Annotated in this window: 12 protein-coding genes; 5 read left to right on the forward strand and 7 right to left on the reverse strand. The window is 70.0% G+C overall.

Going from position 1 to position 12,608, the window contains the following annotated elements:
• Nucleotides 1-123: 123 nt before the first annotated feature.
• The gene (locus HUA74_RS41585) at nucleotides 124-726 is read right to left on the reverse strand and encodes a DUF2378 family protein (protein WP_174459011.1); all 603 of its coding nucleotides are present in this window, start codon (nucleotides 724-726) and stop codon (nucleotides 124-126) included.
• Nucleotides 727-831: 105 nt separating this feature from the next.
• Nucleotides 832-2,472 carry a methyl-accepting chemotaxis protein gene (locus HUA74_RS41590; RefSeq protein ID WP_174459012.1) on the reverse strand — a complete coding sequence of 547 codons (1,641 nt, stop codon included), beginning with the start codon at nucleotides 2,470-2,472 and terminating at the stop codon, nucleotides 832-834.
• A gap of 614 nt (nucleotides 2,473-3,086) precedes the next feature.
• Here HUA74_RS41590 and HUA74_RS41595 point away from each other — a divergent pair.
• On the forward strand, nucleotides 3,087-3,452 hold the full coding sequence (locus tag HUA74_RS41595; RefSeq protein WP_141642028.1) for a helix-turn-helix transcriptional regulator: 366 nt from the start codon (nucleotides 3,087-3,089) through the stop codon (nucleotides 3,450-3,452).
• Nucleotides 3,453-3,500: 48 nt separating this feature from the next.
• Here the strand turns inward: HUA74_RS41595 and HUA74_RS41600 are convergent, their stop codons facing one another.
• The 4 genes from HUA74_RS41600 to HUA74_RS41615 are packed head-to-tail and all read right to left on the reverse strand — an operon-like array spanning nucleotide 3,501 to nucleotide 8,435.
• Nucleotides 3,501-5,027 (reverse strand): response regulator, encoded by a 1,527-nt coding sequence (locus HUA74_RS41600; RefSeq protein ID WP_174459013.1) that lies wholly within the window; start codon nucleotides 5,025-5,027, stop codon nucleotides 3,501-3,503.
• Complete coding sequence (locus HUA74_RS41605) at nucleotides 5,020-7,065, reverse strand: hybrid sensor histidine kinase/response regulator (protein ID WP_174459014.1); 2,046 nt, start codon at nucleotides 7,063-7,065, stop codon at nucleotides 5,020-5,022. The genes HUA74_RS41600 and HUA74_RS41605 overlap by 8 nt, the downstream gene beginning before the upstream one ends.
• Entirely contained in the window at nucleotides 7,062-7,766 is a 705-nt protein-coding gene (locus HUA74_RS41610) for a hypothetical protein (RefSeq protein ID WP_141642031.1), read from the reverse strand. The genes HUA74_RS41605 and HUA74_RS41610 overlap by 4 nt, the downstream gene beginning before the upstream one ends.
• A 9-nt stretch (nucleotides 7,767-7,775) precedes the next feature.
• Nucleotides 7,776-8,435, reverse strand: a complete 660-nt coding sequence (locus HUA74_RS41615) for a B12-binding domain-containing protein (protein ID WP_371817393.1) — start codon at nucleotides 8,433-8,435, stop codon at nucleotides 7,776-7,778.
• A 291-nt stretch (nucleotides 8,436-8,726) separates the two neighbouring features.
• On the opposite strand from HUA74_RS41615, the gene HUA74_RS41620 reads away from it, so the two are divergent.
• From HUA74_RS41620 to HUA74_RS41630, 3 genes are read left to right on the forward strand one after another with little or no spacing between them, the layout of a single operon-like run.
• Nucleotides 8,727-9,212 (forward strand): RNA polymerase sigma factor, encoded by a 486-nt coding sequence (locus HUA74_RS41620; protein WP_141642033.1) that lies wholly within the window; start codon nucleotides 8,727-8,729, stop codon nucleotides 9,210-9,212.
• The gene (locus HUA74_RS41625) at nucleotides 9,209-10,018 is read left to right on the forward strand and encodes an ActD-like protein (RefSeq protein ID WP_174459016.1); all 810 of its coding nucleotides are present in this window, start codon (nucleotides 9,209-9,211) and stop codon (nucleotides 10,016-10,018) included. The genes HUA74_RS41620 and HUA74_RS41625 overlap by 4 nt, the downstream gene beginning before the upstream one ends.
• 6 nt (nucleotides 10,019-10,024) lie before the next feature.
• Entirely contained in the window at nucleotides 10,025-10,639 is a 615-nt protein-coding gene (locus tag HUA74_RS41630) for a peptidase (protein WP_141642035.1), read from the forward strand.
• 7 nt (nucleotides 10,640-10,646) lie between these two features.
• Here HUA74_RS41630 and HUA74_RS41635 read toward each other — a convergent pair whose 3' ends face one another.
• On the reverse strand, nucleotides 10,647-11,150 hold the full coding sequence (locus HUA74_RS41635) for a DUF6748 domain-containing protein (RefSeq protein WP_141642036.1): 504 nt from the start codon (nucleotides 11,148-11,150) through the stop codon (nucleotides 10,647-10,649).
• A gap of 267 nt (nucleotides 11,151-11,417) precedes the next feature.
• On the opposite strand from HUA74_RS41635, the gene dnaN reads away from it, so the two are divergent.
• Nucleotides 11,418-12,524, forward strand: coding sequence for a DNA polymerase III subunit beta (gene dnaN / locus HUA74_RS41640; protein ID WP_141642037.1), 1,107 nt, complete (start codon nucleotides 11,418-11,420; stop codon nucleotides 12,522-12,524).
• Nucleotides 12,525-12,608: the final 84 nt, after the last annotated feature.

Genomic DNA, 12,608 nt, shown 5'->3' on the forward strand with positions numbered 1-12,608 from the left:
TCTGTCGCCGAGCTGCGCGCCCAGGCACGCGCTTCATTCGTGCGCCTGGGCCACCGCCACGATGTTCTCGCCGCCTTCTTCCTTCACGCGGGTCTGCGCCTTACCGGACTTTCCTGAAGAGGGTTAGAGGCCGACGTGAAACGTCGTCACTGCCTGGGTCTCGTCGTGTTTCAAGAGGGTCACCCGGGCCGTGGGCGCGCCGCTGTGCTGGAACGCGAAGGTGAGCAGCCCGCGCATGAAGTGCGGCGGGTCCGCCTGCCGGCGGGGATGATCCAGGAACTCCCGCACCGGATACAGGCTCATCTCCCAGCCGCCGTCATCGCCCCGAGGCGTCACCGAGACGTCGAGGAAGTTGTTGATGGAGCGCAGGTTGCGCGCCATGCGCAGCAACATCTTCTCCGGGCCCACCACCTGGGCGAAGTCCACGAGCGCCGTGCCCATGCGCGCCTGGATGAACCGCTCAGCGAAGCGCAGGCCCAGCGCGTACTCCGCCGTCTCTCGGTCCGTGTGGGGCGGGCTGCTCGCCGCCGCCAGCAGTTGGATGGCCTTGGGCCATACCGCGCACGGGTAGGCGGTGTGCAGGGGGCGGTGCGCGAAGAGGCCCTGTCGCTCCAGCGCCTTCAAGGTGAGCGGTGTCAGGGGCGCCGCCGTCGACAGCAGCGTCTCCAGCGCGTATCCGAACACCACGGGCTCGCGCCCGGGGGCCCGCGTCAATGCCAGCGCCATGTGTCCTACCTCCGAATGAGGGGACGGCGAGAAGCCGCGTCCCCGTGAGGAGGTGGAGACTGCCCCCCGCCGCTGTCCTGGGCGTTGCGCGGGTGTGAAGAAAGGTTAACGAGGCCCGGGCGTGGTGAAACGCGCGGCGAGCTCCTGCAGCCGCGAGGCCCTGGCCCGCAGGTCCTCCACCGAGCGGGCGATCTGCTCCACGCCCGACACGGACTCCGCCGAGCGCACCGAGAGCGCCTGGATGCGCCCCGCGATGGACTCACCCGACGCGGACTGGCGCGCGTTCTGCTCCGCCATCGTCTCCACGCGCTCGCCCAGCTCCTTCACCCCGGACAACAGCCGCGCCAGCGCCTCGCCCGCGGCCGAGGACAGGCCCATGCCCTCGTTCACCTTCGACGTGCCCTTGCGCATCAACTCCGCGGCCGCCGCCGTGTCCGCTTCGTTCTTCGTCAGCAGCACGCGCACCTGGCTGGCGGCCTCGTGGGTGCGCTCCGCCAGCTTGCGCACCTCGCCCGCCACCACGGAGAAGCCCTTGCCGTGCTGCCCCGCGCGCACGGCTTCTATCGCCGTGTTCACCGCCAGCATCCGCGTCTCGTCCGCCACCGCCTGGATGAGCTGGAGCATCCGCTCCGTGGCCCGGCCAGACGCCTGGAGCTGCTCCACCGTGCGTGACGAGCGCTCCACCACGTCGACGATTTCCACCATCTTCCGCGACGCCTGGTCCACCGCCACGCCGCCCGCGCGCGCCACCTGCCCGTGGCCCGCCGCCGCTTCCGCCGCGTCTCGCGCCGCCGCCGCGCCCCGCGAGACATGCAGGCTCATGTCCTGCACCGACTCGGCCGCGCGCTGGAGCGACTCCGACTGCTCGCGCGTCGTGCGCGACAGGCCATCCGTGGAGACGCGGATGCGCTCGGCGTCCGCCGCCGTGGCGCCCGCCGCCTCCACCAGCGCGGCCACCACTTCGCGCAGGCCCGTCACCATGCCGTTGAAGGCCAGGGTGAGTTCGCCCACCTCGTCCGCGGTGCGCACCTCCACCCGCACGGACAAGTCACCCTTTGCCACCTGGCGTGCCGCCGCCGCGAGCGCGCGCACCGGCCGCACCACCCGCCGCGACACATAGGCGCCCGCCAGCACCGCCAGCACCAGCGCGCCGCCCACCGCGACGAGGATGCGTTGTCGCACCGCCGCGACCTCCCGGTCGATGTCCTCCACGTACACGCCCGTGCCCAGCACCCAGCCCCACGGCTCGAAGAGCTTCACGTAGCTCTCCTTGGGGATGGGCTCCGGCGAGCCCGGCCGCGTCGCCTCGTAGCCCAGCGAGCCCTCCCCGTGCGCGCGCACCAGGGTGACGATGTCGACGAACACCGGCCGCCCGCGCACGTCGCGGTAGCCCTTCATGTCCTTGCCCACCATCGTCGGCAGGTGCGGATGCATGATCAGCCGCGTCTCCAGGTCGTTCACCCAGAAGTACTCCACGCTCGAGTAGCGCAGGGACTGGAGCAGGGCGGAGGCCTGCTGTTGCGCCGCTTCGCGCGTCAGCGCTCCGGAGCGCTCGCGTGCCTCGTACTCCCGCAGGACTCCGTAGGCCGTCTCCACCGCCTGCCGCAGCCCACGAACCCGGTCCGCGTGGAGCTGCGCGCGAAGCTGCGGCAGCACATAGCCAAGGATGGCGACGAGCAGCGGCAGGGCCACCACGCCCATCGCCACGCAGAGCTTCACCAGCAGGTTGCGCCGTCCGAGCGCCATCGCCGCCGCAGCCTAGTCCCCCCGCCCCCGGCGCGCGCGACTCCCAAGGTCGTCCTCCGCTCGAATGCCACCGGTTGTCGCAGGTCCTGCCTCCCGCTGCGTACCCCGCGTGCGGCAGGGCGAGCTCAAGAGGCGCGCGGTCCGTCGTCCTCCATGCCCGCTCGCGGACGGCCTCGGGCACTCATCGAACGGACCCGACATGCGCCCGCGAAGCCACTCCCACGTCGCCGACGCGCGAGCCCGATATGCCACGCTCGACGTGGCGGGCGCACCCTCGCGGACTCATGACGTGGCGATGCGCCAGACTGGGGATACAACCTTGGGGGGAGGCCCTCGCGGCAGGACTCTCCGGCACCGTAGGAAAATTGCCGCCCGACGTCACAGGTCGTCCGAAAAGGGGGCCTCTCCCTCTGTATTCAGGGGGCCGGGGTGCCCCTGGAAGACCGGTCTTCCGTCGAGGAAAAGGGGCGGGTATGGAGGCACTCCGAACCCCGAAAGTCTCCCTCTGGGACGGTAACCCGCTGGGTGAACAACCTGAGGCTGACCCGACAAGTTCTGTCTGTCTGCCTCTATACGTCCTATGCCAGCGGCCAAACGTTTCGGGTCGGTAAGGCATGGACAAGAAACTGGCAACCACCATCGGAGCGGCTGCGCGAGTCGCGCGGAACCGGCTGGAGCTCACACAAGCTGACGTGGCCGAACGCATCGACGTGGCCACCGAGGTTTATGGGCGTCTGGAGCGCGGCGGCATGCTTCCCAGCGTGCAGACGCTGCTGAAGCTGTGTCACGAGCTTCATGTCTCCGCGGACGAGCTGCTGGGGCTCGTCTCGCACGGCACCGCGTCCGCGCGCACCAGCGAGCCGTCGTCAGCACCTCCCGAGCGACCGGAAGTCCGTCGCTTGCTTCGCACCGTGCGTCAGCTCGAAGCCCCCCACGTGAAGCTGCTGGGGCTGGTGGCCAACGCCCTGGGCCGGCGCTAGCGCGCCGCCCATTTCAGGGCGCCGGCCCGCGCCCACCTCCCGCCTCACTCACAGACTCGACAACAGGCGATCCAACTCGTCCGGCTTCACGGGCTTGACGATGTGCAGGTCGAAGCCCGCCTTGAGCGCCCGGTCGTGTCCCTCTGGCCCGCCGTAGCCCGTAATCGCGACGAGGCGGATGTCGCGGCCCACGCGCGAGCGCAGCTCCTGAGCCACCCGGTAGCCGTCCAGCCCTGGCAGGCCAATGTCCACCAGCGCCAGCTCCGGCCGCCGTTGCACCGCCAGCTCCACGCCCCGCAAGCCGTCCGGTGCCTCTTCCACCTGGTGGCCCCACAGCTCCAACAGCTCCCGCATGGCCTGACGCGCGTCCGGGTTGTCCTCCACCAGCAGGATGTGCCGCCCCGCGCGCGTGCGCCGGGGGAGCGGCGCGGGCGCTGTCTCCTCCATGAAGTGCAGGAGCGGCAGCCTCACCTCGAACTCGGAGCCCTTGCCGGTGCCGTGGCTGCGCGCGGTGACCTGACCCCCGTGCAACTGCACCAACTGGCGCACCAGCGTCAGGCCAATGCCCAGGCCCCCGCGCGTGCGCTCCAGGGATGTGTCCGCCTGGGCGAACAGGTCGAAGATGCGGGGCAGCACGTCCTGGGGGATGCCGATGCCCGTGTCGCGCACGCGCACCACCACCTGCGCGCTCCCATTCACGCCCTCTTGCTCCACGCGCAGGGTGATGTGGCCGGTGTCGGTGTACTTGGCGGCGTTGTCCAGGAGGTTGGTGAAGATCTGCTCCAGCCGCGTGGCGTCGCCCGTCAGCCACAGGGGGCTGTCCGGCAGCGACACCTCCAGCCCCAGGCCGCGTGCCTCGGTGCCGGGGCGGATGACCTGGATGACCTGGAGCAGCACCGCGCGCAAATCCAACCGGCCCGTGCGCAGCTCCACCTTGCCGCGCGTAATCCGGCTCACGTCCAGCAGGTCATCCACCAGGCGCGCCAGGTGGTGCGTCTGACGGTGGATGATGCCGCGCATCCGCGCTTCCTTGAGGTTGTCGGTCGGGTTGCGCTCCAGGATGCCGATGGACGTCATGATGGCGGCCAGGGGATTGCGCAGCTCGTGCGCCAGCATGGCGAGGAACTCGTCCTTGCGCCGGTCCATCTCCGCCAGCTCGTTGGCGCGCCTGCGGGCCGCCTGCTCCGCGTGACGCAGCCGCTGGAGCGAGCGCACCGTGGCGACCAGCTCCGAGGCGTCGAAGGGCTGGGTGAGGTATGCGTCCGCGCCGGCGTCCAGGCCCCGCGCCTTCTTGTCGGAGGTGACGAAGGTGGCGGACGTGTGCATCACCGCGATGGACGCGGTGTCCGGGTTGGCGCGCAGCCTCGCGCAGACCTCGTAGCCACTGATGTCCGGCAGCTTCACGTCGAGGACGATGACGTCCGGCCGGTGCTGCTCGGCCATGAGCAGCGCGGCCATGCCGGTGGCGGCCTCCAGCACGGTGTAGCCCGCCATCTCCAGGATGCGGTTGACCAGGTAGCGGTTGGCGTCGTCGTCGTTGACGTTGAGCACGGTGGCCAGTCGAGGTTCAACCACGTCTTCCCTCCTGTGGCGTGTGGGAGCCGAGGCCCGCCTTGGCCAGGGCATCGCGGATGCGGCTGATGGCCACCTCGCGACTGAGCGTGTGCTTGGAGAGGATGGCGGACGTTTCGTTCGCCAGTCGGGCGCGCTCGTCCTCGCGCAGCTCGTGCGAGGTGTGGAGGATGATGGGAATCTCGCGCGTGCGTGGATCCGCCTTCAGCGCGTCCAGCACGTCGAAGGCGGTGATGTCCGGCAGGATGAAGTCCAGGAAGATGAGCTGCGGCACCTGCTCGCGCGCCAGCCGGACACCGTCGACGCCGCCCGCGGCCTCCAGCAGCGCGTAGGGCATGTCCTTGAGCAGCTGCTTGAGCAGGTAGCGGTGCACGTCGTCGTCATCGATGATGAGGATGCGCTCCACCGGCCCGCTGCGCGCCAGCTCCTGGAGCTTTCGCTGCAGGCGGCCCTCGTCCACCGGCTTGAGCCAGAACTCGTCGGCGCCCAGCGCGCGCGCCTTCTGCTCGCGGTCCGTCACGGTGACGACGAGGATGGGGATGTCCCGCGTGGCCTCGCCGTTCTTCATCTCCGCGAGGAAGTTCCAGCTCGTCTCGCCCTCCAACATGACGTCCAGCACCATGGCGGCGGGACGCACGCGCTGAAGCACCCGGCGCGCCTCGTCCGTGCTGCGCACCGGCAGCACCTGGAAGCCCGAGCGCGCCAGGTACTTCTCGTAGAGGAACAGCGTCTGCCGGTCGTCCTCCAGCACCAGCACCGGCGCGCGGCCCGGCTCCAGGTGCTGGCTGCGCTCGGCCAGCCCCGCCATCTCCGAGACCTCCATGTGGACGCGGGGAATGGTGACGGTGAACGTGGAGCCCGCGCCCGGCTGGCTCTGGAGGGTGAGCGTTCCGCCCAACAGCTCCACCAGCCGGCGCGCCAGCGGCAGGCCCAGGCCCGTGCCCTTCACCTTGCGCTGGATGTGGCTGTCTATCTGCGTGAACTCCTCGAAGACGCGCTCGTGGTTCTCCGGAGCGATGCCGATGCCCGTGTCGCGCACGGTGAAGATGACCGTGTCTCGTGGACCCGGGGCCGCGGACACGGTGACGTGGCCGGACTCGGTGAACTTCACCGCGTTGGACACCAGGTTGCGCAGCACCTGGCTCAGCCGCGTCTCGTCCGTCTCCAGCTCCAGCGGCTCGGCCGGCTCCACCAGCCGCAGCTCCACGGGGGCGTCGGCGGGCACCAGCGGACGCATCATTCCGCGCAGCGCGCCGAGCAGGTCGCGCACCACGAAGTGGCTGTGGCGCAGCGTGGCCTTGCCCGCCTCCACCTTGGACAAATCCAACAGGTCGTTGACCAGCTCGAAGAGCGACTCGGCGGAGTTGCGGATGAAGGTGACCTGCTTCTCCTGCTCGGAGGACAGCGGGCCGTTGATGGGATTGAGCAGCACCTTGGACAGGCCGAGGATGGAGTGCAGCGGCGTGCGGAACTCGTGGCTGACGTTGGCGACGACGCGGTTCTTGATTTCGGCCGCGCGGTGCAGCCCCTCCGCCTTCTCGTCCAGCGCGGCGTGCAGGCTGCGCATGCCCCGGTTGGATTCGCTCAGCTCCTGGTTGAGCCGCGCCAGTTCGTCCGCGCGGCGCTTGAGTTCGCGGCGCTGCCCCTCCGTCTCGCGGTGCAGCGCGGACAGCTCGCTCATCGAGGAGCTGATCTGCTCCAGCGCGTGGCCGTAGTCCTCCGGCACCAGGCTGCCCACCAGCAGCACCCCGCCGTCGTGTGGGCGCGCGCGGAAGGCGAACGTGCAAGGCACGTCGTCGCGACAGAGGATGAGCTCCCAGCCGTCTACGCGCTCGTCGCGGGCCTGCACCAGCAGCTTGTCGACCTTGTCCTCGGTGCCCTGGGCGGCGAGCGCCCGCAGCGCCTTGCCGGGCTTCGCGTCGAGCACGTCCCGCGCGCGGGCATCCACCCAGGTGAGCGTCCCTTGCGCGTCACACACCAGGGCGACCTCGCGGCTCAGGTCGTCGAAGGCGGGGCGGTCCTCGGGCGTGGCGCCGCTCATGAGCGCGTCTCGTCCCAGGAGACACCGGCGGTGGCGAGCAGCACCCGGGCCTGGGGATGCCGGCCCCCGAGGACCAGCTTCAGCATCCCGAGCACGGAGGGAAACGCCAGCAGGCCGAAGCCACGCCGAGGCCAGAAGCCCAGGTACCAGCGCACGTGGTCCGCCATCAGCGCGGGCTTGCCGGCGTCGAGTGCGTCCGCGAGGTATGACAACTGGAGTCGCAGTTCATCCTCCAAACGAGGCCGGTCCTCCGGCGTGAGGTAGAGGGCCAGGCGTGCAGTGGCGGCTCGGGACAGCTCCGAGGCGTCATCTTGCAGCGCACGCGAGGGCCCTTCCGGATAGCGCAGGGCTTCCCGGGCGGCGCGTACATGCTCGTACGGCTCGGTGCCGGGGCCCCAACCCTCGGCCTCCAACGCGGTGGCCAGCCCGGCGAAATTCAGGTCGAGGTGGAGGGTGGCCATTCCTCTCGACACCAGCAAGGTGCGAAGCCACCGTGCATAGCCCTCCATGACGGAGGGTCGGTGCTCGTCGAGGGATTGCACAAGGTAGCGCACATGGAAGCGGGCATCCTCGTCGCCGAAGCGGCGGGCCCGCTCGGCGCCGTAGCGCGCCTCCCAGAAGGGGTCCTGATACATCGCCTCGACGGAGGCGTGTGCGAGGGCATCGGCGCGCGCTTCGACCAGGCGGCTCGGTGTCTCCATGTGGGTTCCTCAAACTCCCAGGGTGCGGCAGGCGGCGGAGACCAGCTCACGCGCGTCCTTGCCGTGAAAGCTCACGTCCAGTTCCTTCTCCAGCCCTGGCGCCCAGCGGAACGCGTGCCCGCCCACGGCGATGGGCACGTCGGGCAGGGCTTCGCGCGCGTGCTCCACCGCTCGGCGCAGGGCTGGCAGGTGGTAGGACATCGTCACGGAGAGCGCGAGCAGGTCGGGCCTCACCTCGCGCAGCATGCGCGCCAGGTGCTCGGGCGGCACGTTGGCCCCCAGGAAGCGCACCTCGAAGCCCGCCATCTCCAGGAAGTCGCTGGCCATGCGCGCGCCCATCTCGTGCAGCTCGCCCTCCACGCAGGACATCATGACGAGCTTGCCGTTGGGCGGGTCCCTGGGGAGGTGGCGGTAGAGGTGCGCGAGCGCGAGCTGGGAGATGGCGGTGGCCAGGTGCTCCTGCGCGACGGAGATGACGTTCTCCTGCCACAGCCGGCCAATCTCGTACTGGGCCTGCTGGATGACGTCCAGGTGCAGCACCTGGAGCGGGACGCCCACGAGCAGCCCCTCATCCACGAGCAGGCGCAGGGCTTCCCTCCGGTTGCCAGCGAGCTGGGCGGTCAAATACCGCGCCCGAAGGTGGGAAAGGGTGTCTTCGGTCTCAATCACGGATGTCACGAGCTCGGAGGGAGGTCGAGTACCGGAAAGTAGTGACGGGGTCGCGTTTCGTTACAGTCGAGTACAGCGGAGCCTGGGTGTTTTCATCGACAACCCGACACTCGAAGGGGGCGCGGCCGTGCGGCTGCCGCCCCGGCGGCCCTGTAGATTTTGCAGACGGCGCCGGCGGATGGGTTTTGCCTCCTGGGTGAATCGGGGTAGGGACGAATTCGCGAGGAGGCCGGTGACAGTTTCGCGAGGCACCGGTGTTCCCTTCACCGAAACGAGGGAGGCGCGACTCCGGTGTCAATCGATGTGGAGGCCTATTACCGCCGCTACGGCCCCCAGGTGCTCCGGCGCTGCCGCTTCCTCCTGCGTGACGAGGAGAAGGCCGTGGACGCCATGCACGATGTGTTCGTGCAGCTGCTGCGCTACCAGGGGGCGTTGAAGGACGCCGCTCCGTCCAGCCTGCTGCACCGCATCTCCACCACCGTGTGCCTCAACCGGCTGCGAGGGGCGAAGCGCAGGCCCGAGGACCGGGAGGATGAGCTGGTGTTGCAGATCGCCTCGGCGGACGACACCGAGTCGCGCGCCAGTGCCCGAGGGATGTTGGACAAACTCTTCGGCCGCGTGCCGGCGTCCAGCCGGGACATCGCCGTGCTGCACCTGGTGGATGGGATGACACTGGAGGAGACGGCCGCCGAGGTGGGCCTGTCCGTGTCGGGCGTGCGCAAGCGCCTGCGCGCGCTGACGTCGGCGCTGCACGAGCTGGAGCTGGAGGCCGCATGAATTCCCCCTCACGCATTCCGGACTGGCTGCTGGAGCGAATCGCGCTGGGCGAGCTGCCGCCCGAGGAGCTCGCCGCCGCGCGCGCCCGGCTCGCGCAGGAGCCCGGGGGCCCGGAGCGGCTCGCCGCGCTGGAGGCCGACTCGCGCGTCACCCTGGAGCGGCTGTCACCCGAGCGCGTGGCCCGCGAGGTGAACACCCGCTTTCGCCGCGGCGCTCCCGCGCGCGAAGCTCCGGCTCGTTCCCCGTGGCTGACGTCGGCCATGGGCCTGGTGCCGGTGCTCGCGGCGCTCGCGCTCTTCGTCGTCGTGCAGCCCGAGTCCGGCTCACCGACGCAGGAGCCGACGACGGGGGCGCTCGCGGGCCTGGAGCCGGAGCCCACGCGCTCCAAGGGACTGACGCCCCGGCTGGAGGTCCACCGCCAGCGAGCCCAGGCGGACGAACTGCTCACCGAGGGCGCCGTGGCCGTCGCGGGTGACGTGGTGCAGCTGGCGTACGTGGCGGCGGGACAGACCCACGGCGTCATCCTCTCCGTGGACGGACGCGGCTCGGTGACGCTGCACGCGCCGGAGCACGGGGCCCAGGCCGCGACGCTCGCGCCCTCCGGCACCCAGCGGCTCGCCGGGGCCTACGAGCTGGATGACGCACCGCGCTTCGAACGCTTCTTCCTGGTGACGTCAGGCCAGCCCTTCGACGTGGCGCCGGTGCTGGAGGCGGCCCGGACGCTGGCGGCGTCTGCCGACGCGCACACCGCGTCCCTCTTATTGCCCGAGGGCTTGACGCAGGTGTCCTTCACGCTTCAAAAGTAAGGGGTGATGAAACCCTGCGCCCTTCTCGCACTGTGGCTGTGGGCGGGGGCGGCGGCCGCGGAAGTCGGCGCGGCACGCCCCCTCGCGCTGGTGGAGGGTGAAGGTGTGTTCGCGCAGAGCGCGCCGGAGCCGGGGCTGACGCCGGGCCGCCGGGGGCTGCGCAAGGGCAACGTCCACATGGAGCTGTGGGCCAGCGACATCCAGCTCGCCAACCTCGCGGTGAAGGTGGGCGGAGGGCCTGTCTACCTGACGCTGCTCGCCGGCATCGAGCCGGGCAGCCGCAACGAGGCCCGCTTCAGCTTCGGCCTGGGTGTGGGCGGCCACGTGGTGATGTCGCACCGCTTCTGGCTGGACCTGGACGTGACGGGCGGCGCGGTGCAGCCGGTGCAGAAGCCGCTGGAGGGCGACGGCGGCAACGTGCTGGGCCAGGCCCGGGTGATGCTGGGGGTCCAGGTGCTGCCTCGCCTGGCCGTGTTCGTCGGCCCCACCTACAACCTGTGGTTCGTGTGGGGACAGCCGGACTTCGCGTCGGTGACGCGCATGTCCGTGAGTCAGAGCCAGCCGAAGGCGGACCAGCGCCTCCAGCACTGGCCCGGACTCCAGCTCGGCCTGCACTTCTGAGCGGCGCCTACTCCAGCTTGCTGGCGCGCAGCACGGTGGCGTCGCCCGCGGGGCCCGCCTTGGGACGCGTCTCCAGCGAGCCGCGGAGCTTGAGGCCGCCCGCCGTCGTGCGCTGCATCAGCGACTCCATCTGCTGCTCGTTGCCCCCCGTCACCGCCGACAGGTCCAGCTCGTGGATGGGAATCGCGTCCATGTCCGGCTTGTCCGCCAGCACGGCGTTGTAGGTGGGGCAGGGCGGGGCGAAGCAGCGCACGCCGCTGTCCTTGACGATGTAGACGGCGCTCTCACCCGCCTTGGCCTCGCCGCCATTGCCCGGGGTGGGCGGAGGCGCGACGGGGGTGCCGCTCTGGTCTCCACTGGGGGCGGCGGCCGTCTCCGCGGAGGGCTGCCGGGAGTCGCCGCTGGGCGTGCCGGGCTCGTTCGAGGGCGTCGAAGAGGAGGCGGACGGCTTGCTACAGCCGGCGGCGAAGCCCAGCGCGAGGGCGGCGAGCAACAGCGGGCGGACGTTCATGGGAAGCTCCGGAAGGCGAGTAGACAGGGAGTGTCCATCGCCCACGCGGCAAGGGCCAGTCCCCTGTCTGGCCAGCTGACCACCAGTCAGTTGAACTGGGGGTGACTGAATGCCCGTGCAGCGCGACTGGGAGTCTTATGGAGGAGGGTTGGAGTCCTGTCGGAGCGAAGACGGGGGGCTCGCGCGTCGTTGACGCTCCCTATGCCACGGGCTACATCGGCCCCCTGATCGGCCCCTCGGGGCCGAGACCTTTAAGGACGCCCTCCGATGGAATTCCGCATCGCCGCCGACGAGCTGAAGAAGGCCCTCTACCGCGCTCAGGGCATCGTGGAGCGCAAGACGACGATGCCCATCCTCGCGAACGTGCTCGTCAACGCGACGAAGGGGGGCATCACCGTCACCGCCTTCGACCTGGACATCGGCATCGTCTCCGAGCACCCCGCCGAGGTCATCAAGCCGGGCGCCGTCACGCTCAGCGCCAAGTACGTCTTCGACATCGTCCAGAACCTGCCCGACGCGCAGGTGACGCTGAAGAAGCTGGCCAACAACTACGTGGACATCTCCAGTGGCTCGGCCCACTTCAAGATTGTCGGCATGGCCGCCGAGGAGTACCCGAAGCTGCCCAAGGAGGAGAGCGCTCCGCTGGTGCAGGTGGGTGGCAACACCCTGCTGGAGATGATCAAGAAGACCCAGTTCGCCATCTCCAGCGACGAGACGCGCTACATCCTGAACGGCGTCTTCTTCGAGCCGCAGCCCTCCGGCAAGGTCCGCATGGTGGCCACGGACGGCCACCGGCTGTCGCTCATCGAGCGCGAGCTGACGGGTGACTTCAAGCTCAAGAGCGGCGTCATCATCCCGCGCAAGGGCCTGATGGAGCTCAAGCGCCTGTTGGACGAGGCTCCGGATGCGGAGTGCCACCTGGGCTTCGCGGAGAACTCCGCCCTGTTCAAGAAGCCCGGCCTCACCATGGTGATGCGGCTCATCGACGGGCAGTTCCCCGAGTACCAGCGCGTCATCCCCAAGGAGGGCGAGAAGGTCGTCCTCGTCCCCAAGGTTCGCTTCCTGGAGGGGCTCAAGCGCATCGCGCTGTTGTCCGCGGACAAGAGCAACGCGGTGCGCATCGGCCTGGAGGAGAACAAGCTGGTCATCACCGCGAGCAACCCGGACCTGGGTGAAGCGCGCGACGTGGTGGAGCTGGCGTACCGGGGCAATGACATCACCGTGGGCTTCAACGCGCGCTACCTCACGGACGTGCTCGCCGTCACGGACACGGACGAGGTGAGCTTCGAGCTGGGTGACGAGCACAGCCCCGGCGTGCTGCACGCGCCCGGTGACCGCACGTTCACCGCGGTCGTCATGCCCATGCGCGTCTGAGTCACTTCACGGCCGGGAGCCCCGCGCTCCCCAAGTCGTCCCGCGCCCATGCGAGTCCGCGCCGAGTCCTGGCCGGGTCGCATG

Origin of the sequence: Myxococcus sp. CA051A (genome assembly GCF_013336705.1) — a bacterium.
GTDB classification, from domain to species: Bacteria; Myxococcota; Myxococcia; order Myxococcales; family Myxococcaceae; genus Myxococcus; species Myxococcus llanfairpwllgwyngyllgogerychwyrndrobwllllantysiliogogogochensis.